This is a genomic window from Actinacidiphila bryophytorum, from assembly GCF_016916835.1.
Taxonomy (GTDB): domain Bacteria; phylum Actinomycetota; class Actinomycetes; order Streptomycetales; family Streptomycetaceae; genus Actinacidiphila; species Actinacidiphila bryophytorum.
The window spans coordinates 81,399-102,946 of the sequence record NZ_JAFFIX010000029.1; the positions used below are offsets into that span (position 1 = coordinate 81,399).

Annotated in this window: 11 protein-coding genes; 4 read left to right on the plus strand and 7 right to left on the minus strand. The window is 73.3% G+C overall.

The features are described from left to right. Positions 1–65: 65 nt before the first annotated feature. Entirely contained in the window at positions 66–6,890 is a 6,825-nt protein-coding gene (locus tag JT723_RS30615; protein WP_372441395.1) for a glycoside hydrolase domain-containing protein, read from the minus strand. Positions 6,891–7,237: 347 nt separating this feature from the next. Continuing rightward, positions 7,238–7,714 (minus strand): lamin tail domain-containing protein, encoded by a 477-nt coding sequence (locus JT723_RS30620; RefSeq protein WP_251513105.1) that lies wholly within the window; start codon positions 7,712–7,714, stop codon positions 7,238–7,240. Positions 7,715–7,948: 234 nt separating this feature from the next. On the opposite strand from JT723_RS30620, the gene JT723_RS30625 reads away from it, so the two are divergent. Both JT723_RS30625 and JT723_RS30630 read left to right on the plus strand, forming a co-directional pair. Beyond that, on the plus strand, positions 7,949–8,590 hold the full coding sequence (locus JT723_RS30625) for a helix-turn-helix transcriptional regulator (RefSeq protein ID WP_205048104.1): 642 nt from the start codon (positions 7,949–7,951) through the stop codon (positions 8,588–8,590). A gap of 32 nt (positions 8,591–8,622) precedes the next feature. Beyond that, positions 8,623–9,087: a DUF3291 domain-containing protein gene (locus JT723_RS30630; RefSeq protein WP_205048105.1), complete on the plus strand. Its 465-nt coding sequence runs from the start codon at positions 8,623–8,625 to the stop codon at positions 9,085–9,087. A gap of 23 nt (positions 9,088–9,110) precedes the next feature. Here JT723_RS30630 and JT723_RS30635 read toward each other — a convergent pair whose 3' ends face one another. The 3 genes from JT723_RS30635 to JT723_RS30645 all read right to left on the minus strand — a co-directional run bounded on the left by JT723_RS30635 (position 9,111) and on the right by JT723_RS30645 (position 11,475). After that, on the minus strand, positions 9,111–9,620 hold the full coding sequence (locus tag JT723_RS30635; RefSeq protein ID WP_205048106.1) for a metallophosphoesterase family protein: 510 nt from the start codon (positions 9,618–9,620) through the stop codon (positions 9,111–9,113). A 143-nt stretch (positions 9,621–9,763) separates the two neighbouring features. Next, positions 9,764–10,735 (minus strand): AraC family transcriptional regulator, encoded by a 972-nt coding sequence (locus tag JT723_RS30640; RefSeq protein WP_205048107.1) that lies wholly within the window; start codon positions 10,733–10,735, stop codon positions 9,764–9,766. Between the two features lie 101 nt (positions 10,736–10,836). Further along, on the minus strand, positions 10,837–11,475 hold the full coding sequence (locus tag JT723_RS30645; RefSeq protein WP_205048108.1) for an HD domain-containing protein: 639 nt from the start codon (positions 11,473–11,475) through the stop codon (positions 10,837–10,839). Positions 11,476–11,646: 171 nt separating this feature from the next. On the opposite strand from JT723_RS30645, the gene JT723_RS30650 reads away from it, so the two are divergent. Both JT723_RS30650 and JT723_RS30655 read left to right on the plus strand, forming a co-directional pair. Further along, complete coding sequence (locus tag JT723_RS30650) at positions 11,647–12,624, plus strand: GlxA family transcriptional regulator (protein ID WP_205048109.1); 978 nt, start codon at positions 11,647–11,649, stop codon at positions 12,622–12,624. Positions 12,625–12,644: 20 nt separating this feature from the next. Beyond that, positions 12,645–13,160: a GNAT family N-acetyltransferase gene (locus JT723_RS30655; RefSeq protein ID WP_205048110.1), complete on the plus strand. Its 516-nt coding sequence runs from the start codon at positions 12,645–12,647 to the stop codon at positions 13,158–13,160. Between the two features lie 12 nt (positions 13,161–13,172). Here JT723_RS30655 and JT723_RS30660 read toward each other — a convergent pair whose 3' ends face one another. Both JT723_RS30660 and JT723_RS30665 read right to left on the minus strand, forming a co-directional pair. Beyond that, entirely contained in the window at positions 13,173–14,741 is a 1,569-nt protein-coding gene (locus tag JT723_RS30660) for an amino acid adenylation domain-containing protein (RefSeq protein WP_205048111.1), read from the minus strand. An 89-nt stretch (positions 14,742–14,830) separates the two neighbouring features. Further along, on the minus strand, positions 14,831–21,548 hold a 6,718-nt coding region (locus tag JT723_RS30665; protein ID WP_205048112.1), incomplete at its 5' end, for a beta-ketoacyl synthase N-terminal-like domain-containing protein.

Genomic DNA, 21,548 nt, shown 5'->3' on the forward strand with positions numbered 1-21,548 from the left:
CGCGGCGGTCCGGCGGGGGGACCGTGGGGTCCCGCCGCCGGACCGCCGGGGTGACAGGCCTGCGGCTATCCCTTCTTGCCGCCGCGGCCGTGGGCGGGGTCGGTCAGGTGGAAGGCGACCGTGTAGGTGCGGGTGGCGGAGCCGTTGGCCGAGGTGACGGTGATCGTGCGGGACGTGGGTGAGGGGATGATCGGGCTGCCGTTGCTGGTCCGTACGCGGGCGGCGGGTTCGGCGGGGATCGCGGTGACGGGCGGGAGCTTCGTGTTCTTCGGCCAGTCGACGACGTAGGTCGCCACCGCCGGGTCGAAGCCGTCGATCGGGATCCCGGCGAGGGTGACCGCGGTGGCGGTCGCGACGCTCGCCTTGGTGGCGTCGGCGAAGTTGGTGACGGTGACGGAGCCGTCGGCGTTGACGGCGACGTGGGCCGCCATGGCCGCGGCGAGGTTGACCCGCTCCCAACTCGCCCCGCCGTCACGGGAGCCGCCGGTGAGGTCGAGCGGGTAGCCGGAGTCGGTCGCCGTCTGCTCGATGACCTGGGTGCGCTGCTCGGCGGTGAGGTCGGGGAAGGCGGTGATGAGCAGGGCCGCGGCGTCCGAGGGCGGCGTGAGGTCCTGGCCGGACGGGCCGACCTGCGAGAAGCCGTAGGTCAGGCGCTGGGTGTACAGGTCGACGTCCTGCGCCGTGTCGAGGCCCGCGTAGGGGTCGCCCGCGCAGGCGGCGAGCGTGTCGCCGTAGCCGTCCTTCCTGCACTGCTGGAGCAGGACGTTCTCGATCTCGGTGTGGGCCTGCATCAGCAGCCCGGCGAAGTCGGGGTCGGCCCAGCGGTGGGCGACGGTGGCCTGACCGGTGATGCGGCCGCCCATGACGTCCAGCGGGTAGTGGAAGCCGAGGACGATGCGGTTGTTGCCGTACTCCGAGGTGCGGGCCAGGATCGACGGCGCCAGCTCCGGCAGTAGTGTGGCGAGGATCGTGCCCGCCTCGTAGCCGCCGTAGGTGTGGCCGCTGGGGTAGGAGCCGCTGGTGGTGAGGCTGCCGTAGGAGCCGTCCTGCGACTCGTAGATGTCGCCGCCGTCGCCGGCGAACCCGAGCCGTACGTACGGGCGCAGGTAGCCGTAGTGGTCCTTGGCCGCGTCGTGGGTGTCCAGGCCCTGGGTGACGCGGCCGAACAGCGCGTCGGTCTTCGGCAGTTGGCCGCTGCTCAGGGCGTCGGCGTAGATCTGGCCGAGCCGTGAGCCGAGGCCGTCGGCCATCGTGACGGTGGCGCTGTGGGTCGCGTCGACCTCGGCGCGGTCCACCTCCTTCTGCGTGGCGGCGTTGTTTATGCCCACCGCGATCCGGTCGTTCTCCGCGGTGGGCGCGGTGCCGTACGGAACCTTGGCGTTGGGGCCGAGGATGCCGGTGCCGAGGTCGTCGATCCCGCTGAGCAGGTCGTCGAAGTAGCCGGAGCCGTCACCGGTGGCCGGCCAGGTGTCGGAGGTGTAGGCGGCGTGGAGCGCGGCGTCGGGGAAGGGGGTCGGGGTGTAGGTGTCGGCGGCGGGCTCGGCGGCCGCCGGCGCGACGCCGTCGGAGGTGCCGGCGAGCGTCACGGCCGTCACGGTCGCGGTGTGCGCCGTGGACGCGCTCCGCGACGTCAGCAGCGCGGAGTCCGCCGTGCCGGGCAGGTGGGCGATGGTGCCGTCGCCCAGGACGACGGTGTAGCCGATGACGGGGAAGCCGCCGTCTCCGGCCGCCTTCCAGGTCACGCGGACCTGGTGGCCGTCGGTGACCACTGCGGTGACGGCCGGCTGCTGCGGTGTGCCGCCGCCGGTCACCACGGGCGCTGTCGCATCGCTCTGCCGGGAGGTGCCGACGGAGTTCACCGCCTGCACGCGGGCGGTGTACGAGCGGCCGGCCGGCAGCCGGGTGAAGGTGGTGGCGCGGCTGCCGCCGTCGGCGATCGTGACCTGGTGCCCGTCGCTGAGGGCGACCGTGTAGCCGGTGACGGGCGAACCGCCGTCGTCCGCGGGCGCGGCCCAGGCGACGGTCACGCTGGTGCCGGCGGATGTCGCCGACACCGCGCCGGGCACGGCCGGCACCGTCTTCGGCTTCGTCCTGAGCGCGGACATCGCCTGCTTCAGGCCGTCGTACCGCGCGGTAAGCAGGGCGTCCGTGGCGGCGGGGTCGGCGACCGCGCCCTTCGCGGCGGCGAGCGCGGTGCTGAACGACGCCCAAGTGGAGTCCGTATAGCGCGCGTTGTCCAGCGCGGAGGCGGTTGCGACCAGGTCCTCCAGGGTCAGCCGCGGCAGCGGGATCAGCTGGTTGGCGGCGAGCGTCAGGCTGCGCGTCTGGTTGTCGACGTCCAGCTGTGTCGCGCCGTCGGCGGCCACGAGGGCGCGGGCGGCGGCCAGTTCGCGCTGGAAGACCCCGAAGTCGATGCTGTCGTAGCGCGCAGCCTCGCCGGACAGGGCGGAGTAGCGGTCGATGGCCTGGTGCAGCGCCGCGGTGTCCGTGGCGGCGGGCGCGTCGACGTGGGTGAAGGTGACGCGGCCCAGGTTCGCGACGTACGGGTGCGACGCGTCCGGTGCGGTGACCAGCCGCAGGTGGACGCCGTGCGTGCCGGTGACCGCCGTGGGCAGCGTCAGGCTCGTCGTGCCGCCGGAGGACCAGGCGCTGCCGGTGACGGGCAGCGGGATCACGGCGTACGGCGTGCCGGGGTTGGCGGGGTCGAAGGAGTCCAGGTAGAGCTGGACGGCGGAACCGGTGCCGCAGCGTGTGGAGTTGTTGACGTAGGTCAGCGTGACGGTGGTCTTCGGGGAGCTGCCGAAGTCGATGTCCCCGTAGTCCAGCCACGCCCCGTCGTAGGTGCCGCCGAGGTCGGTGGTGGTGCCCGAGCCGGTCCAGCCGACGGGTTCGCTCTTGAGGCCGCCGCCGCTGTCGGTGTGCCGGGCGGTGGCGTCGAAGGCCGTGGGGGCGTCGGCGGCCTTCGTCAGGGTCAGCGAGTAGACGTTGGCGACGTAGGGCTGGTCGGAGGTCTGCGTGCTGGAGACGAAGTCGGCGTAGACGTCCTGGACTCCGGTGAAGACGCCCGGGTCGAGCGGGACCGATGCCGTGGCGACGGTGCCCCAGCCGGAGCCGGTGTAGGCCAGCGGGATGGTGACGGTCTTCGCGCCGTCCTTCGAGCCGAGGTGCAGCTCGATTCGCGAGTCGGAGGCGGCCCGCGACTGCGGCTTGTCGTAGCTGACGGTCACGGTGTCGGCGCCGTCGCGCAGATCGGTGCCCTTCCACTCGGCCCACGCACCGTTCGAGACGTTCTCGAAGATGCCGCCGGAGACCTTCAAGGGCAGCGAACCGTCGCCGGTCGCGGTGGTGTTGGTCGCGCCGAGCGCGGCGAGCGTGGTCGTGGGCGAGGTCGTGACCGGGTGGGGCGAGAACTGGTACCAGTCGAAGTTCGACACCCACTGCTGCCCGGCCGGGGCGTGGAAGACGAAGGTCGCGCTCCCCGCGGACAGCAGCACGTCGGGGTCGGTGATGTCGGCCTGCACGGTCGCGTAGTTCTGCCAGCTGCCGGTGCCCGGCAGTGAGGCGGTGCCGACGACCGGGCCGTCGGCGCCGCCCGCGTGGATGTCGACGCTGCTCGGCTTGGCCGTCGTGGCCTGGGAGTTGGCGTAGCGCACGGCGATGCTGCGCGGCGCGACTCCGCCGAAGTCCAGTCTGCCGTACCGCTCCCAGGCACCTTCGGTGACGCCGCCGAGGTCGCCGTCGGAGTAGTAGGCCTCGCTGACCAGGCTCGGACCCTCCTTCTGGTCCGGGCGCTCGGCCTGCAGGACGGCGTAGCCGCCCTCGTCGATGGTGAGCGCCCCGACGGCCGACCCCAGGGCGTCCTGGGCGGCCATCAGCGTGCCGGTCGCGGACGCGGTGCCGGCGAGGGCGGTCCGGGCGCGCTGGAGCGCCGCGCTGAACAACTGCCATGAGCCGTCGCTGTAGTTGCCGCTGCGCACCAGGGACGCCTGGTCGGCGAGGGTGCCCAGGCTGGCCCGGTACACCGCGGCGGCCGACAGCAGCAGCGGGTCGGTGGCGGAGACGCCGGTGCCGGTCACCGTCGCGGCCCGTACGCCGTGCGCGAAGGCCGTGTCGCGGAAGGCGATGCCGTACCGCGCGTCGGTCGTCGCCTTGCCGGTGAGGGTCAGCGCCGCGGTGCGCTTGCCGGTGACCGACAGGTCGGCGCGGACGCCGGCGGGCAGGCCCGTCACGGACGCGGCGCCCGTCCCGGTCAGGCTGGTGCCCTTGCGGGCGGCGAACGACGCCGGTCCGTCCAGGGTGAGTTGGATACTGCCGTGGACGGAGCCGTCCGCGGCGGTGGCCAGGCTCGCCGGGCGCGCGGAGACGACGGTGCTGCCGTGGGCGGCGCCGCCCGTACCGCCGTTGTCGGTGTCCAGGGAGTACGCGGGCTGGGTGTGCGAACCCCACGATGAGGGCTTGGCGCCCATCGTGAAGTCCAGGGTGCCGCCCGCGATGATCTGCGAGTAGTCGAGCCAGGTGTTGTCGAAGCGCCTGCCGTCGAGCGTCGCGCCCTGCACGTAGTACGTGCTCGGCGAGACGCCGTCGGCCTTCACCGTGAAGTGGCTGCCGTTGGCGTAGGTGATCGACGTGGAGTCGAAGAAGGGGCTGCCGATCTGGAACTGGCTGGAGCCAGCGGTCACCGGGAAGAGGCCGAGGGCCGCGGCGACGAACATCGTGGACATCGTGCCCGCGTCGTTGTCCATCGTCGGCAGGAAGCCGTCGGGGGCGGGCTTGTAGACCTGGGTGTGCACCGGCGGGGTGAACTCGCCGCCGGAGCTCGGGGTTTCGTTGGTGGAGCCGGTGGCGATGTAGCGGTTCCAGGTGGTGCCGGTGTAGATCTGCCGCACCCACTTCTGCGTCAGGCCCGGCTCGCCGACGTAGTTGAAGAGGTAGGGGGCCTGCAGGTCGATCTCGTTGGCGTTGGAGTGCAGCATGGTCGAGCCGTCGTTCTTCGCGGAGTCCTCGCCGAACATGTGCTCCACGGCGGCCTTTCCGGCCTTCGGCCCGCCCATCGCCGTGATCAGGCCGCCCATGTCGTAGGCGTCGTACCAGTGGTACTGCCACAGGGTGCCCTGGTAGAGGCCGGCCGCCTCGAACTTCTCGTAGTCCGCGCTCTGCCAGTCGCCGCCGGACGCGCGCGGGGTCAGCAGGCCGACCTGCGTGCCGTCAGGCGCGGTCCAGGCACCGGACTTGACGAGGTTGTCGATCGCCATGGTCGACTGGGTGCGCAGCCTGCCGGCGTCCGCGTCCTTGCCCAGGGCGTCCGCTATGACGGCCAGCGCCCACTGGTCGTAGCCGCGCTGCACGGTCGTCCCCGGGTCGCCGGAGACGTACCCCTGCCGCAGCTGCGCGCCCGTGTAGTACCCGGCGTAGGACAGCAGCGCCGGATAGGCCTCGTCGAGCCGGTCGAAGTTCTTGTAGCCCTTCGACAGCGCGTCCGCGATCACCACCGCCGAGCGCTCCCAGCGGACCGTCGGCACCGAGTGGGTGAGGCTGCCCGGGCTCTTGCCCGCGGTGTGCGCGTCGGCGAACAGCTCGATCAGCGACTGCACCATGTCGCGGTACGTGGCAGGGTCGATGTAGGCCTCGACCGAGTACTTGCGGAAGTCGTCCCAGGTGGACCAGCCGTCGTAGTACGTGAAGCCGTCGGTCTTGTGCACCGCGCCGTCCGCGCCGCGGTAAGTGCCGCTGGTGCTGGTGGCGTTCACCGGCAGCGCGTACATCCGGTACAGGTGGGTGTAGAACTCCTCGGTCAGCGTGGAGCCGGGGTCGGAGGCCTGCGAGGCGTGCACGTCGACGGCGCCGAGCGAGGTGTTCCACTCCCCCTTGGTGCGCTCCCTGGCCTGGTCGAAGGTGAGGGCGCCGACCTCGTTGTGCTGGTCGGTGACGGCCTGCTCGGCGCTGATCGGCGAGAGCGTGATGCGCAGCTCGATGTCGCGGCCCGCGGAAGGGGCGAAGCCGAGGACGGCGCCGGTGTCGGCGGCGTCCTGCGAGGTGGCCCCGCTCAGCGTGCCGTCCGCGCCCCAGCTCTTCAGCGACGTCACGGGGGCGTTCGTGGTGGCGGCGTAGTACAGCTGGTAGGAGGCGCCGTTGAAGGAGCCGGCGATGAGGCCGGTGATCGACGTGGTCCCGTCCGGGAGCGTCGCCGCCTTGAGCGTCGAGCGGGTGCGGCTGGTGAAGTTGTTCGCGAGGTCGAGGACCAGTTCGGGGTTCGACCCTGCCGGGAAGGTGTACCGCTCCAGGGCGGTGCGCGTGGTCGCCGTCATCTCGGCGCCGATCGTGCCGGGGCCTTGCGTGACCGCCGACGCGCTGCCCGAGAGGGCGCCGAGGCCCACCCGGTAGTAGCCGGGCGCCGCTCCCTCGTCGCCGTGGCCGTAGGGGTGGGCGTACGTACTCGGCGCGGGCCGCTTGTCGTACGCCACCGATGTCGGGACGACCAGCAGGTCGCCGCCGCCGCCCGATCCGCCGACGCCGTCGAGGTCGGTGGCCGTGAACCCGGCGATGTGGTCCTCGTGGTAGTCGTAGCCGGAGTGGTTGCGGTTCGGCGTGGTCATCGGGTTGACCTTGGCCAGGCTGTGCGGCGCCTCGGCCCCCGGCAGGTCGTTGCCGTCGTCGCCCGCGGTCGACACGAACGGGTCGACGAGCGCGGTGTAGTCCCTGCCGCCCGGGGCCGGGGCGGGCGAGGCCGCGGCCGCGCCGGCACCCGCCAGCGTGGCGATGCCGAGCGTGCCGGTGAGCAGCAGGGCGACGGCCGCCCGTACGGGACGGCGGTGCCCGCGGGCGGTGGCCGGCGGCGCCGCGGGGGGCGCGGGGGGCGCGGGGGGCGCGGGGACTGGGGATCTACTGGACACGTGGCCTCTCCGGCGTCGCGCTGCGTGTGCACGCGCACACCCGGGAGGACAACGTTGTCAGCTCCCAAGTGGCGGCGTGCGGGACGAGATCGGGGTGGACACGCAGGATTGAACCCGCTGCGGCCACCGGCGTCCACCATCAGACACGGGTCAGTCGTACGGGGGGCGAACGGGAGGGGGACACGAGGTGGTCGGCCTGCCGGCCGGGACTGTGCGCCTGGCCTGGTCTTTGTGACCGGTCCGGTCGGTGCGCCGGGCCTGGTCGGTCTGGTCGGCGCGCCCGGTCCGGCGTGGTCCGGCGTGGTCCGCGTGCCGACCGGGTGGGCGGCCGGCACGCGGGGGAAGGGTCAGCGGCGGCCGCGGCCCCACGACTCGGTGTCCACGACGTGTCCGCGGCTGTCGCGCAGCGTCGCGGTGTCGCGGCGGCTGTCCCACACCGAAGCGCGGCGGTCCTGGTAGAGGTCGCGTGCGGTGTCCCGGCCGTTGCCGGTGTGGACGCGCACCGACTGGTGGCTGCGCAGGGTCACCCGGCCGAAGCGGTACACGTGGTTGTCGGAGTCGGTCAGGGTCCAGCGGTCAAGACTGACCGACCGGCGCCCCTCGTTGGTGACCGTCACCCACTCCTGGTTCAGCGAGCGGCCGAACCGGGCGTCGGAACCCCGGCCCGCGTGGTGGATCTCCCCCAGGACGACCTGCGAGTCCGCCTGACGACCCCGGCCGTGGTCCAAGGTCGGCGCCGTCGCGGACGCCGGGAGCGCGGCAACAGCCACGACCGCACCGGCCGCCATCACGGTCGACGCCAGACGCAAGACAAAACGGGACACGTACGTTTCCCTCTCGTGTGGTCCACGTGCACGTCATGGCACCGCCGTGACCTTGGAATGCACGCTCGGCGAGCGCCGAGGACACCCACTTTCACCGGTCGTGCGCCGGAAGCCTCGGCAACTCGCGCCGTGTTACGAAATCCGGACATAGAGGTAACTGTCGTATGTGCGATGAGGTGTTGCGCCGACAGCGCCGACCGCCGCCGGGCGGTGCGTGCGCCGTAAAATCGCAGGGTGAGCACTGAAGAGGACGAGGCCATTGCCGCACTGGGCGTGTTGAGCGATCCGCTGCGGCGGAAGCTCTACCGGCATGTCGCCGCCTCCGCGGGCGAGGTGGGACGGGACGACGCCGCGCAGGCGGCCGGGGTCTCGCGCTCGCTGGCGGCCTTCCACCTGGACAAGCTGGTCGCGGCGGGCCTGCTGGCCGTCTCCTTCCGGCGGCTGTCGGACCGCACCGGGCCCGGGGCCGGACGGCCGGCGAAGATGTACCGGCGGGCCGACGGCGAGCACACCGTGTCGCTGCCGCCCCGCTCCTACGACACCGCGGGCAGGCTGCTGGCCGACGTGGTCGAACGGGCCGGGCTGGACCGGGAGTTGCAGGCCGCGGCGAAGGCCGCGGGGGCGGCGGACCCGGACGCGAAGGGCGACCTGGTCGAGGTGCTCGGCGCCCGCGGCTACCTGCCCTTCTGGGACGGGGACACGCTGCGGCTGGCCAACTGCCCCTTCCACGCCCTGGCCGACGAATTCCGCGCGCTCATCTGCGGGATGAACCTCGCGCTGGTCGAGGGCATGGCATCCGAGGAGTGGTCCGCGTCGGTCGACCCCTGCCCGGGCGGGTGCTGCGTCTCCCTCCGTTCTATAAACAAATCTCATTGACTATAGAGATCCCGCCTTGGCATGCTGGCCCCATGACTGGCTTTCATGTCGCACAGGTCAACGTCGGGCGCATCGTCGCGCCCCTGGACGGCCCCGAGTTGGCCGACTTCGTCGCACAGCTCCCCGAGATCAACGCACTTGCCGACCACGCCCCCGGATTCGTCTGGCGCATGGTCGACGACGGCGGCGCGGACTCCACCGCGCTCCGCCCGGACGACAACGACGGCAGCCTCCTGATCAACTGCTCGACCTGGGAGTCGGTCGAAGCGCTGGAGGCCTACGCCTACCACACCGACCACCTGCGGGTGCTGAGCCGCCGCCGCGAGTGGTTCCAGCGCATGGACGGCCCCCACCAGGCACTGTGGTGGGTCCCGGCCGGCCACCGCCCCAGCGTGGCCGAGGCGATGGAGCGCCTGGCGACCCTGCGCGACCACGGCTCGGGCCCGCAGGCCTTCACTTTCCGCGACCGCCACCCGGCACCGGCTGCGGCGTCGTAGCACCCGTCGCGTCGGCCCGGGCCTCAGCCTCTGCCGCGCTGCGGCAGCCGGTGCAGTACGACGTCGGTGAGCGCACCGCCCTGCGCCGTCGCGGTCATGTACGTGCAGTCCGGCTGCCGCCGGCGGTCGGTCGGCGAGCCGGGGTTGAGCAGCCGCAGCCCTCCGGCGCTCGTGGTGTCCCACGGGATGTGGCTGTGGCCGAACACCAGGACGTCGGTGTCCGCGAACTGCCGCTCGCAGCGCTCCTCACGCCCGCGCGCCCCGCCGGTCTCGTGCACCACGGCGAAGCGGACGCCCGCCACCTCGGCCCTGGCCACCTCGGGCAAGCGTGCGCGCAGCGCGGGACCGTCGTTGTTGCCGTGGACCGCGACCAGTTGCCTGCTCCTGGCCAGCAGCAGGTCGAGGGTGGCCTCGTCCACCCAGTCACCCGCGTGGAAGACGACGTCGGCCGCGTCGACGGCGGAAAGGAGCTGCTCGGGCAGCAGCCGCGCCCGTCGGGGCACATGGGTGTCGGTCGTCAGCAGCAGCTTCACGGGCGGTGCCTCCTTCTGGCCTCCTTCACCTCCATGGTCGGCGAACCGGCCGGTGCCGTCGAGGCGCCGCGCCCTCGGACGGGGCGCCAGGGGTCGGTCGGGGATTCCAGGAGGGGGCGATGGCCGCGGGAGTCCCGTACGCGTCAGGGCCGGCGGCGGACGACCGGGGCGTGGCGGTAGTCGCGCGGGGTGGTGCCGTAGACGGCACGGAAGGTGCGGGTGAAGGTCGCGTGGTCCTTGAAGCCGTAGCGGGCCGCGATGACGTACACCGGCACGGCGGGCGCGTTGGCCAGGTCGGCGCGCGCGGCCTCCAGGCGCTGGGTGCGGATGTAGGCGGCCACCGTGGTGCCCTCGGCCCGGAAGAGGCGGTGCAGGTGGCTGCGGGAGATGAAGTGGGCGGCGGCGATGGCACCGGGGGTCAGCGCGGGGTCGCACAGGTTGCGGCGGACGAAGGCCTTGACCTCCAGCGCCAGGGTGCGGCTGCGGGTCTCCGGCTGGAGGCGCTCCTCCTCGTCGAGCGCCCGGGCGAACAGCGCGGTGACGAGTTCGGAGAGCACCCGGCCCAACCGGGGCGCCTCCGACGGCAGGTAGACGCTGGTGTCGGAGGTGACCTGGGTGAGGAACTGCACCAGCAGCGCGCCGACCCCCTCGCGTCCCGACAGCGCCTGCCCGATGACCTTTTGGACCCGGTCCCACGGCAGGTTCACCGACGTCTTGGGCACCTCGATGCCGATCATGTCGACCGGTCCAGGGCTGCTGGAGATGACGTACGGTACCGAGGTGTGGTTGGTGTGGAAGTCGTACGGGCCGAGGACGGTCTCGGCCCGGTCCCACCGGGCCACGCCGCCGCCGCGCAGCACGAGCGTCAGGTGGCAGCTCTCCGGATCGGACTGCCGGATCAGCCGGGGCGTGCGGTGGAAGTTCAGGTGCGGGAAGACCGTCGGCCACAGCGAGATCTCCCCCAGGCTGAACTGACGCAGCGTCGCCCGGAAGTCGTCGGCGAAGTCGCTGGTCAGGTTCATCGGGGCGTGGGCCTGGTCGACGAGTTCCTGGAAGACGTCGAACCTGTCGGCCGCCGGAAGGTCCGTACTGTTGAACACCCGAACATCCAGCACCTGGGATCAACCCCCCACGCCCCTGTGGCCCCGCGGCCCCCGCCCGGCCCTTGGAAGGGGAGTGAACCACAGCGTTCCCCGGCGAACCAGGCTCTGTGCGGTCATTCCGGCCAGGGGGAGGCGGTGATGACGTCGACGAAGTCGGTGCGGACGAAGCCGGGCACGAAGTGCGCCAGGACGTCGGCCTTGACGTTGCCGAACGTGGTGGACGGGCGGTCCTGGATGCCCTCGGTGAAGGCGGCCAGGACCTGCTTCTTGAAGTCGGGGCGGGGGTGGGCGGCCACGACGGCGGCGCGCTCGCCATCGAGGAGGGAGTCGTAGCCGATGCCGAGGACGTCGCACTCGACCCCGCGGGTGACCAGGGCGACCTCGGGGGCCATGTGGAGGGGGATCTCGGGTGTGGTGTGCAGGGCGATGGCCGTCCAGACCCGGTCGGCCGCCTCGCCCGTGATCCCGTGGGCGGCCAGGAAGCGGCGGGCCTCGTCGGCGCCGTCGATCTCGAAGCGCTGGTCGGTGCGGCGGAAGCGCGGGGTCAGGCCGAGGTCGTGGAACATTGCGCCCACGTAGAGCAGTTCGGGGTCGAAGCGCAGCCCCTGCTTCCGGCCGCGCAGCGCGCCCCACAGGAAGACCCGCCGGGAGTGGTGGAACAGCAGGGGTGAGGCGGCGTCCTGGACCAGCTCCGTCGCCTCGCGGGCCAGGGCGCTGTCCGGGATCGTCACGCCTGCGACCGTCTCGCTCATCGTCGGTTCCTCCGTCGTCGTGCAGTGGAGTGGATCGGTGGTGTGCCTCCACCGTCCCCCGGCGGCGTACGCTGGTGCCATGTCCTTCCGGACAGGCAACCGTCGGATCCGGACATGAGGTGGTCAGCGTGAGGCGGACGGCGCGACGGGTGACGGCATGAGGCGGACAACATGACGCGGCCCCTGCACCGGGTCGGCTTCGTCGTCTTCGACGGCGTGACGATGCTCGACGTCAGCGGCCCCTCGGAGGTGCTGCACCAGGCCGGGCGGGTCGCGCCCGCCTACGAGCTGGTGCTGGTCTCACCGCGTGGCGGGCCGGTGACGACGGCCGCCGGGCTGGTGCTGGGCGGCACCTCGGCGGCGGCCGACGCAGGGCCGCTGGACACCGTCGTCGTCGCAGGCGGCGACCGGCTGGCGCAGCAGCCCGTGGAGCAGGAACTGCTCGATGCCGCCGGCGCTCTTGCCGATCGGGCCGGGCGGGTCGCGTCCGTGTGCACCGGCGCCTTCGTCCTGGCCGCGCTGGGCCTGCTGGACGGGCGCCGGGCCACCACCCACTGGCGGCACGCCGGGACACTGGCCCGTGCCTACCCCCGGGTGCGTGTCGAACCGGACGCGATCCATGTGCGCGACGGGCGCTACGTGACCTCCGCGGGGATCAGTGCGGGTATCGACCTGAGCCTGGCCCTGGTCGAGGAGGACCACGGGGCTGACGCGGCCCGGGCGGTGGCCCGCGAGCTGGTCGTCTTCCTGCAGCGGCCCGGCGGGCAGTCGCAGTTCTCGGCGGCCCTGAGCACACCGCCGGCCCGCAGCGACCCGCTGCGTTCGCTGCTCGCCGCCGTGGTCGCCGACCCGGCCGCCGACCACAGCCTCGCGGACATGGCCGCCCGGGCAGCCGTCAGCGCCCGCCATCTGACCCGGCTCTTCCGGACCGAGCTGGGCACCACGCCCGCCCGCTGGCTCGAACAGGTCCGCCTCGACCGCGCCCGGCAGCTGCTCCTAGAAGGGCACAGCGTGACAGTGGCCGCTCAGGGCAGCGGTCTCGGCAGCGACGAGACGCTGCGGCGGGTGTTCGCCCGCCGGCTCGGCACCACACCGACCGAATACCGGGCACGCTTCGGGTCCGCGGCTGCTCAGGAGGCGCCGCGGTGAGGCCTGGCAGACTGCGGCGGGTGACCGTACGCCTTGAACCGTGGTCGGAACCCGCGCTCGCACTGCTGCGGAAGATCAACACCCCGCAGATGCGCCGCCATGTCGGGGGGCCGGAGACGGAGGAGGCGCTGCTCGCCCGGCACCGCCGCTACCTGGCGATGCCGGCGGCCGGGCAGGGGTGCATGTTCGCCGTGCTGGCCGGCGACGAGATGGTCGGCAGCATCGCCTACCACCGGCGGGAATGGCAGGGCGAGCAGATCTACGAGACCGGCTGGAACGTCCTGCCGCCCTACCAGGGCCGCGGCATCGCGGCGGCGGCCGGTGCCGCCCTGATCGGCGTCGTACAGGAGGCCGCCCGCGCTGCGGGCGCCCCGCGCAGCCTGCACGCCTTCCCCTCGGTCGACAACGAGCCGTCCAACGCGCTGTGCCGCCGGCTGGGTTTCCACCTGGCCGGGCCGTGCGACTTCGAATACCCGCGGGGCAGCGGCACGGTGATGCGCAGCAACGACTGGCGGCTGGAGCTGGGGCAGGACTGACCGGGCCGCGGTCTACCCGGCGGGCCAGGGCAGGGCTTTGCGTTCCAGTTTGCCGCTGGCGGTCAGCGGGAGGTCGGTGATGGGGACGACCGCGTTGGGGAGCATGTAGTCCGGGACCCGGTCCTGCAGGAAGTGGCGCAGGTCTTTCAGGGACGGGGTCTGCGCGACCGGGATGAGGTAGGCGACCACCTTCGGGAAGTCGGTGTCCTGGTCCTGGACGGCGGCGACCGCGTCCTTGACGCCGGGGTGGGTGAGCAGCGCGCTCTCGATCTCGCCCAGCTCCACGCGGTGGCCGCGGATCTTCACCTGGTGGTCGCTGCGGCCCACGTACTGGATGTCGCCGCCGGGCAGCGGCACGGCCAGGTCGCCGCTGCGGTAGAGGGTCGCGCCGGGTTCGTCGGAGTACGGGTCGGGCAGGAAGCGCCGGCGGTTCAGCTCGGGCCTGCGCAGGTAGCCGCGGCCGACACCGGGGCCGCCGACGTAGATCTCACCGACCGTGCCTTCGGGTACGGGGTTCATCTCCTCGTCGAGGATGTGCACCCGCAGGTCGGGGATGGCGGCGCCGACGACGCTGGCGGTGCTCTCGGTGTCGGCGCGGTCGATCTCGCGGTAGGTGACGTGGACCGTGGTCTCGGTGATGCCGTACATGTTGACCAGCCGCGGGGTGCAGTCACCGTGCTGCTCGAACCACGGTGCCAGGCTGGGGATGTTGAGCGCCTCACCGGCGAACACCACCCAGCGCAGGGCGAGTTCGGCCCCCTTGAGGTGCTGGGCCTGCGCGAACTGCTTGAACGCGGTGGGGGTCTGCGTCAGCACCGTGACCTTCTCGTCGGCGACCAGGGCGTGGAAGGCCTCGTAGGAGCGGGCCACCAGGTGCGGGACGACGACCAGCCGGCCGCCGTACGCGAGGGCGCCCCACATCTCCCACACCGACAGGTCGAACGCGGCGGAGTGGAACAGCGGCCACACGTCGCTCGGGGCGAAGCCGAACCAGTGCTCGGTGCGGGTGAACAGCCGCGTCACGTTGTAGTGGTCGATCAGCACGCCCTTGGGCTTGCCGGTGGAGCCGGAGGTGTAGATGACGTAGGCGAGGTTGGCGCTGGTCGCGGCCGCCGGCGGGTTCTGCTCGCTCGCCGCGGCGAGTTCACCGGCCAGGTCCTCCAGGACGAGCACGCTGCGGCCCTCTGCGGCGGGGAACTTGGCGCGCACGCTGTCCTGGGTCAGCAGCAGCGGCACCTGCGAGTCGGACAGCATCAGGTCGAGTCGCTGCACCGGGTACCCGGGGTCGAGTGGGAGGTAGGCGGCACCGCTCTTGAGGATGCCGAGGATGCCCACGACGAGCTGCACCGAGCGCTCAAGCGCGATGCCGACCAGCACTTCGGGGCCTGCGCCGCGGGCGCGCAGCACGTCGGCCACCCGGTTGGCCCGCCGGTTGAGTTCGGCGTAGGTGAGGTGTTCCCACTCGCAGCTCAGCGCGATCGCGCCGGGCCGCTGCGCGGCCCGCTCCTCGAACATGCTGTGCACGCAGGGGAGTCCGGGGATCCCGGGGCGCATTCCGCCCTCGTCCGCTGTCGGCAGCACCGCGTCTTCTCCTCTTCCGGCTCGTACAACTCTGGGGATTCTCGGGGTTCTTGAAGCTGATCCGGCGCCGACGGCACGGCCCGCGTGCGTCACCGGTCCGCCCTGCTTCCGTTCCGACCGGCCCTGCCGGATGCGGAGTCGGCGGTCACGGGGGCGGTCGTGGGGGCGGCGGGTCCGGCGAGCAGCCTGCGGCGCAGGCCCGCCATGTTCGATCCGGCCGGGCGCGGGGTGCCGGAAGCCGCGGGCGCACCGTCCGCGGCCCGGGCGGCCTCCGCAGGTGCCTGCCCCCGCGCTGCTTGCGACTTCTGCGGCACCGCGGTGACCGGGCCGCCGAGGCGGTAGGTGTCCCGGGCGAAGGGGTAGCCGGGCAGGTTCACCCGCCGTGGCGCGGCGTCGTACAGCCCGCCCCAGTCCAGGTCGTAGCCCTGGCAGTACAGGTCGGCCAGCGCCTGCAGCGTCTCCAGCGGGTCCCGGCGGCGGGTGACCAGCTCCTCGCCGTACCGGCGGATCCCCGGGGTGCCCTCGAAGCCGCGGGGCACCTGCCCGCGTACGACCGCGGGCGACCGCTCGCCCTCGGCCGCGGCGCGCAGCCGCTCCAGCGCCTCCGCCCGGTCGGCGGCGATCACCGCGACCCGGTGGTCGAGGTGCCGGCGGCCCGCCATCAGGGTGTACGCGACCGCGCCGATGTCGGCCGCCTCGTCGGCGAGCACCCGGACGAGGTCGCCGATCCGCTCGCGCAGGGCGTCCTCGGTCCGCGCGGACACCAGCAGCAGGTGGTACGGGGCAGCCGCCGCGGCGGGCGCGGGCTCCGCTGCGTACTGCGACACCACGAGGTGGGCGTTGGTGCCGCTGAGTCCGAAGGCGCTCACCGCGCCGGTCAGCGGCCTGCCGTCCGGCGACTCCCACGGGCGGGTGGCGCGGTTGACGTAGAAGGGGCTGCCCGCCCATTCGATGAACTCGTTCTGCTCCTCCACGTGCAGGCTCGGCGGAAGGGTGCGGTGCCGCAGGGCCAGCACCAGGCTGATCAGGCTGACCACGCCCGACGCGGCGAAGGAGTGGCCGAGGTTGGCCTTGGTGGAGGTCAGCGCGCAGTAGCCGGTGCCTTCCGTACGGCCGCGGAAGGCGTCGTTGAGCGCGTTGACCTCGACGGGGTCGCCGAGCCGGGTCCCGGTGCCGTGCGCGACGACGTGGGTGACCTCGTCCGCGTCGATGCCGAAGCGGTCGTGGACCTGCCGGACGAGCGCGGCCTGCGCCACGCCGCTGGGTGCCGCGATGCCGTTGGTGCGCCCGTCGTAGTTGATGCCGCTGCCCCGGATGACCGCGTGGACCGGGTCGCCGTCGGCCACGGCCTGCGAGAGCCGTTTGAGCACGACCACGGCGACCGCCTCGGCCGGCACCATGCCGTTGGCGCGCCGGTCGAACGCGAAGCACCGCCCGTCCGGGGAGAGCAGCCCTGCGCCCGCCATCCCGGCGATGGTGTCGGGGTGCAGCAGCAGCGTGACACCGGCCGCGAGGGCCGTGTCGCACTCGCCGCTGCGCAGCGACTGGCAGGCCTGGTGGGTGGCCACCAGACCGGAGGAGCAGGCGGTGTTGATGGCCATGTTGGGGCCGCCGAGGTCGAGGAAGTAGGCCAGCCTGGCGGCGAGCACTCCCTCGTGCTGGGAGGTGACGGTCGTCTCGGCGCCGGTGGTGAGGTGGTGGTCGCCGCCCTCGACGCCGACGAACATGCCGACCCGGTCGGCCTTGAGGTGGGCGTCGGACTGTCCCGCGTCCTCCAGCGCCCGCCACGACTCCTGGAGCAGCAGCCGCTGGCGCGGGTCCATCATCTCCGCCTCGCGGGGCGAGATGCCGAAGAACAGCGGGTCGAACTCGTAGGCGCCCGGCACCCAGCCGCCCTGCCAGGGGCCGGTGAAGCGCTCCGGGTCCTGGGCGGTGACGACGTCGCGGCCCTCGCTGAGGATGCGCCACAGCTCGCCGGTGTCGCGGGCTCCGGGGAAGCGGCCGCTCATGCCGATCACGGCGATCGCGTCGTCGTCGGCGGGGGCGAAGTCGGGGGTCGGCGCCGCGGTCGGTCCGGTGACCGTTCGCGTGACGCGCAGGGCGCTGCGCCGGACGCGGGCGGTGCCTTCGTCGGTCGCGGATTCGTCGGCCGCCGGGGGTTTCCCTTGGGGCTGTCCGTAAAGGCCGCGGATCTGCGTCCCGTGCTCCGCCAGGTAATACCGCGTCAGGTGCGCGGGCGTCGGGTGGCCGAAGAACATGGCGGGGGTGATCTCGACGCCGAAGTGCTCGGTGAGCTGCTGGGCGAACTGCGGCAGCCGGATGGAGTCGAAGCCGAAGTCCGCGAAGTTCGCGTCGGCATCGAGCCGGTCGGGGGCGATCTTGAGCAGGCGTCCGATGATGTCCCTGATGTCGCGGGTGACGTTCTGCTCGGACGTCAGGCCCCGCAGGCCGGGCCGCTCTGCGGGCGCCGGTGCGGCAGAGGTCGCGGGGGCGGCCAGGGTGAGACCGGTGAGGGTCAGGACGGGGGTGCCGTCCGCGGTGCACAACTCGACGTCCAGCCCGGCCGCCCCGCTGCGGACCACGGCCCAGGCGGCAGGTCCGTCCCCGGCCGCGCGCAGCTCCCGCAACTCCCCCAATGCCTCCGGGTGCCCTTCCGCTCCCAGGAAGTCGGCCGCGCCGAGCAGCGCAGCGGTGCAGGCCGCCGTGTCCGCGGTGCCGGCGGCGAGTTCGACCAGCAGCGTGCCGCTGCCGACGTGGAAGGCGCGGGCGCCCTGGTGCTCGGAGCCGGCCGGTTCGGTGCGCGGGCAGCGGGCTCGTAGCGCGGCCAGGTCGACGGCGGCCCGGGCGCCGTCCGCGGCGGAGGCCGTACGCCCGGTGGCGTACACCACCGGGTCCTCGCCGGAGCCGAACACCTCGAAACGGACGTCTCCCTCGGGGGCGGTGGCCAGTGCCACGTGCAGCTCTGTGGGGCCGTCGAGGCGGGGCGCCGGTCCGTGCCAGCGCACCTCGCGTACGGCTGCGGCGGGGCGGCCGCCGGCCAGGTGCAGCGCGGCGCGGGCCATCTCCAGCAGCACCAGGGCGGGGAAGCGGGCCGCGCCGCCGACCGCCGGGGTCAGGAAGGGCTCGCGTCCGGTGAAGGTCGAGCTGTAGCGCACCTCCGCGAGGTCGGAGGTGTTGCGGTGCAGCAGCGGGTGCAGGGGCCGCGCGGCCGGCGCCGGGCTCTCGTCGATCCAGCACCGCTCGCGCGCGAAGGGGTAGGCCGGCAGCGCAATCCGCCGCGGGCGGCCTGCCGGGTACAGCCGTGACCAGTCGACGGCCTGTCCCGTGGTCCAGGCCTGCAGCACACGGTCGTGGCGGCCCCGGTCGAGCCAAGTGCCCACCGGCAGCGTGCCCGGGTCGCGGCCGGCCCTGCCGCGGTGCCACTCCCCCGTGCCGCCCGCGGCGAAGGCCCGCAGCCGGTCGCGGACCGCGCCGACGGTGCCGGCCCGGAAGGCCAGGCGCTCGGTCATCGCCTCCCGGCCGGTCTGCAGGGTGTGCACCAGCTCGGTGAGGTCCACGCGCGCCGTGTCGAGGAAGTCGGCGAGCCGGACGGCCGACTCGCGCAGCCGGTCCTCGTCCTTGGCCGACAGCACGACCAGGCCGGGGGCGGCGGGCATGCGGACCGGCGGCGCCGCCGCGTACTCCTCCACGATCACGTGGGCGTTGGCGCCGCCCGCCCCGAAGGACGAGATGCCGGCGCGGCGCGGGCTGCCGTCGGTCGGCCAGGGGGCCGCCCCGCGCTGGACCCGCAGCGGTGTGCCGGCGAAGTCGATGTGCGGGTTGAGCGCGTCCGTGTGCAGGGTCGGGGCGATCTCGCCGTGCCGCAGCTGGAGCAGCACCTTCGTCAGACCCGCGATGCCCGCGGCGCTCTCCGCGTGGCCGATGTTGGACTTCACCGAGCCGATCGCGACGGGCCGCGTGCCGTTGCGGAGGGCGCCCGCGAGGCCGGCGATCTCGATGGGGTCGCCGAGGGAGGTGCCGGTGCCGTGGGCCTCCACGTAGCTGACGGTGGCGGGGTCGACCCCGGCCCGGTCGAGGGCCTCGGCCACCACGGCCCGCTGGGCGGTCGGGTCGGGCACGGTGTAGCCGTTGGTGCGGCCGCCATGGTTGACGGCGCTGCCCTTGATCACCCCGTGGATACGGTCGCCGTCCGCGACCGCCCGCGACAGCGGCTTGAGCAGCACCGCACCGACACCCTCGGCAGGCACGAACCCGTCTCCCCCGGCGCCGAACGCGGCACACCGGCCGGCCTCGGAAAGGAAGCCGCCCTGGCCCAGCATCAGGAACTTGTTGGGGTGGACGGAGACGTTGACGCCGCCGGCGATCGCCAGGTCGGACTCGCCGCGCCTGATGCTCTCGCAGGCCAGGTGGATCGCGGTGAGCGAGGCCGAGCACATGGTGTCGACGGCGAGGCTCGGGCCGGTGAAGTCGCCGAAGTACGACACCCGGTTGGCGATGGACGCGGCGCTGCCTGCCATGGCGACGGGCTCGCCGGCCAACTGCTCCTGGACTCCGTAGAGCTGGTATTCGGAGTACATGACGCCGACGAAGACCCCGACTTTTCCTTGCGCGTTGAGCGCGTCGCGGGTGTAACCGGCGTCCTGGAGCGTGGCGTAGGAGCATTCGAGGAAGAGCCGCTCCTGCGGATCCACCAACTCGGCTTCCACCGGGGAGATGCCGAAGAACAGCGGGTCGAAGCGGTCGACGCCGGTGAGGAATCCGCCGCGCCAGGTGCGGCCCGGCGTGGACGCCCAGCGGTCGGCGGGCACGTCGGTGACGCTGTCGCGGCCCGCCCGCAGGTTGTCCCAGAAGGCGTCGAGGGTGTCGGCGCCCGGATAGCGGCCCGCCAGGCCGACGATCGCGACGTCCTGCTCTGCGATCTGCGCCGTGGGCGCGCCCGCGGGCCGGGGGCGTGCGTCCACGGCCGGCTCGCCGACCGCGCGCCGGGCGGGGGCGGGGGCGGGGGCGGGCGTCGGCGGGGCCTGCCGTGGGGCTGCGGCGGCCAGGACCTCCGGGTGGGTGCGCTCGAAGTGGGCGGCGAGCGACACCAGCGTGCGGTGCTCGAACAGCAGGGTGCTGCCCACCTCGCCGAAGACCTGCCGGAGGCGTGCCGTGAGCTGGACGACGACGATCGAGTCGATGCCGAAGGACTCGAAGGGGGCGCGCGGGTCGAGGTCGCCGGCCTCGACCTTCAACGCCTCGGCGAAGAGGGCACGCAGCATCTCGACGCCGTGCTCGCGCAGGGCCGCCGGGGGCTGTTCTGCCACGGCCGGCGGTGCTGCGCGGTCCGCCGCGGTCCGCGGCTCGGACAGCAGCGAGATGACGCCGTCGCTCTCGGCGACGATCACGTGGTGGGGCAGGTCGCGGTCCGCGCCGAGCGGGAAGGCGACGGTACGGAACCCGACGTCGCCCAGCGCGCGGCGCCAGGTGGCGGGGGCCAGCACGGGGCCGCCCGGGATGCGCAGCTCCGCGTCCTCGGAGAGCCACCAGCCTTCGAGCAGCCCGAAGGTCAGGTGGACCCACACCTCGTTCCTGGTCAGCTCGTTGACGAGCAGCAGCCCGTTCGGCCGCAGCAGGGCCTTGGCGTGCGCGAGGGTGCGGTGCATGCGGCGGGTCGCGTGCAGGACGTTGGTGGCGATGACGAGGTCGTACGCGCCGAGGTCCACCTCCTGCCCCGCCGGGGAGCGTTCGATGTCGAGCAGGCCGTAGGCGAGGTAGGGGTTGTCAGGGCCGTAGGTGTCCTCGGCGTGCTGGAGGAAGGCCGGGGACAGGTCGGTGTACCGGTACTCGGCGATCGCGTCGCCGAAGAGGCGCAGCCGCGGGAAGACCGTGGCGCTCGTCCCGCCGGTGCCCGCGCCGACCTCCAGGATGCGTATCCGGGCGGCCGGGTCGGCGGCCAGGCGGCGCTGGACGTACGCGGCCACGGCGTCCGCGAGGACGCCGTTGAAGAAGTCGGCCAGGCGGTTGCCCTGGTAGAGCCCCTGGACGAGGTCCATCGAGGAGTTCGGGAAGAGGATCTCGGTGGCCAGCCGGCGGCCGGTCAGCACGTCGGGCAGCGCCGCCAGCACGGTGTCGATCAGCACCACCTGCGTCCGGTAGTCCGGTCCCGCCAGGACGGTGGCCTTGGTACGCCCCCACTCCTGCCCGGCGGACGCCGACGCGGGCCGCAGCGGGGTGCAGGACCCGCCGTCGTAGCGGACCTGGCCCTGCGCGGCCAGCAGGCGCAGGGTCGCGTCGAGCCAGCGGCCGAGGTGGCCGGGGGCCAGGGCGGCGACGTCCTCGACCGGCCCGGTGAACCATCCCGTCGCGAGCAGCCGGTCCCACAGCAGCTCGGCGAGGAGGCCGTCGATCCCGCCGCCTGCCGGCGCCTGGGTCTCCCGGGTGAGATCCGCCAGCGTGTGGGCGGTGAGCAGGGCGTGCTCGTCGGCGTCGACGCCGAGGGCGCGTATCCGCTCGGCGTACGCCGCCAGGCGTACGCGGTCCCAGCCGTACTCCTCCAGCGGGGCCTGCGGGTCGATCGCCGAGCCCTCGACTCCCAGGACGTCGGATACGGTGCCGAGCACGGCAGCCGCGCCGGGGCCGGGCGGTGCCGCCGAGGGCAGGTCCACGGGCACCTCCGCCGAGGCGCACCGCGCCTCCAGGTCGGCCTGGAGGGTGGCGGCCAGGGCGGGCAGCGGGGTCGGCGCGCCGACCGGGACGGGGGCGATCGTGACGCCCGCGATGTCGACGGTGCCGGTGGTGTTGAGGAAGCCCGCGTGGACGCGCGGC